Consider the following 2,324-nt stretch of genomic DNA (forward strand, 5'->3'; position numbering starts at 1 on the left):
GATCAGTTAAGGCACTTTATGGCCCTGCTGCTATGGGTGGCAGGGATTTTGGCATTCATTTCGGGAACCCCTCAATTAGGTTGGGCAATCTGGGCGGTGATCGGGATTAATGCTGTATTCAGTTTTTGGCAAGAGTTTCAAGCAGAGCAAGCATTAGCGGCCTTAAAGAACGTGTTGCCGATGCAGGTGAAAGTGTATCGGAATGGGGAACTAAAGCAGATTCCGGCAAAGGAACTGGTGCGTGGAGATGTGATGCAATTGGAAGAGGGCGATCGCATCTCTGCGGATGCTCGGTTAGTTACTGCCGAAAGCCTGTATCTGGATATTTCTGTAATGACTGGTGAATCGCTTCCTGTTGCCCGTAACGCTCATCCGGTGCGGGTGCGCGAAGCTGCATCCATCCGGGCTGGCAAAACGATACCAGCGGGCGAACATCCCTTACAAGAAAAGGTCAATCTGGCGGAAATCCCAAATTTGGTGCTCGCAGGCTCGACGGTTTCGTCAGGAAGGGGCGTTGCTGTGGTGTATGCCACGGGAGCGCAAACCGAGTTTGGTCACGTCGCCCATCTCACTGCTGTTGTGAAACGGGAACCCAGCACGTTGGAAGTGCAGGTTGCTGAGATTGTGCGGATCATCACTGCGATCGCCCTCGGTATGGGAGTTCTGGTATTTCTGCTGACATACCTGCTGGTGGGGATGGAGCTGAAAGAGAGCTTTATTTTTGGGATCGGCATCATTGTGGCGCTGGTGCCAGAGGGCTTACTGCCGACGGTTACTTTGTCATTGGCGATCGGGGTGCGGCGAATGGTGCGCCGTAATGCTTTGGTGCGTCGTCTTTCGGCTGTGGAAACCCTGAGCGCTACAACGGTGATCTGCACCGACAAAACCGGAACGTTGACTAAAAACGAAATGACGGTGCATTATCTCTGGCTTCCCTGGGAATCTTCGGAGAACAGCCTAAATCCTGCCAGCCAAGAGTCGGCTGTCTTACTACCTCTTAACGGCAAGCAGAAATCTCATCCATCGATGACGGCGACTCTGATTGAAGTGACGGGCGCTGGATACGATCCTACGGCTGGTGAGGTTCAGATTCCCGCGAATTTTGAAGAATCCTGGAAAGTCAATTTGCTGCTTACGGGGGCGGCACTTTGCTCGAATGCACGGTTGATTCACCTGACAGCGCCTAGCCGTTGGCAAGAAATTGGCGATCCAACGGAAGCGGCTCTGCTGGTGGCTGCTGCCAAAGCCGGATTGAATCTGGAAACTTTGCAAAAACAGCTTCCCCGCTTGCGGGAGGTGCCTTTTGATTCTCGTCGCCGGATGATGACGGTGGTGTTGGACTGGCGATCGTCCGCGCTATGGAACAGCGATTTGCCGAACCTGGCTTTTATCAAGGGGGCACCGCTGGAAGTGTTGCGACACTGCACATCTATCTTGCGGAATGGAACTCTCTCAGAACTCACTCAATCCGGCTCGAATGAAATAGTTGCGGCTAACGATGATTTAGCCCAGCAGGGCTTTCGGGTTTTGGGGGTGGCGGCGCGCCGTGGGGGGAGTGAAATGTTGGATTTGCGATCGCAAGATTTAGAGCAAAACTTGATTTTTATTGGTCTGGTGGCGATGTTTGACCCGCCCCGTCCAGAGGTAAGAGACGCTCTTGCTCAGTGCCATCAGGCAGGAATTAAGGTGACGATGGTGACGGGTGACTATGGACTGACTGCTGAGGCGATCGCCCGCAAAATTGGATTAGTTACCGATTCTGTACGGGTGGTAACGGGTGAAGGCATGGGGCATCTGTCGGATGCTCAATTGCAACAAATTCTGAAATATCGATCGGGGCTAGTGTTTGCTCGGATGTCTCCTGAGCATAAGTTGCGACTGGTGGAAGCGTATAAAACGATCGGGGATGTAGTTGCGGTGACGGGGGATGGAGTCAATGATGCACCAGCATTAAGGGCTGCCCATATTGGCATCGCGATGGGGATGAATGGCACCGATGTGGCACGAGAAGCCGCCGATATTGTCCTTACCGACGACAACTTTGCGACGATCGTCGTCGCGATCGAGGAGGGGCGAGCCGTGCATCAAAACATCCGCAAATTTATGACCTACATCCTGGCATCCAACCTGCCGGAATTAGTACCATTTCTGTTCATGGTGGCGTTGAAGATTCCTCCTGCACTGGTGATCATGCAGATTCTTGCCATTGATTTAGGAACTGACATAGTGCCTGCATTGGCATTGGGTGCAGAAAAGGCAGAAGCCGGAACCATGCAGCAGCCCCCCCGGAAAAAATCGCAACCGCTTCTCGATCGGTCTCTGCT

General features: G+C 53.0%; 1 protein-coding gene. It reads left to right on the top strand.

The window, feature by feature from the left end; genetic code table 11:
- Positions 1-18: 18 nt before the first annotated feature.
- The coding region (locus tag QUA38_RS28580) for a cation-transporting P-type ATPase (protein WP_333167830.1) at positions 19-2,324 on the top strand (2,306 nt) is incomplete at its 3' end.

Origin of the sequence: Microcoleus sp. Pol12B4 (genome assembly GCF_036701385.1) — a bacterium.
GTDB lineage: Bacteria > Cyanobacteriota > Cyanobacteriia > Cyanobacteriales > Microcoleaceae > Microcoleus.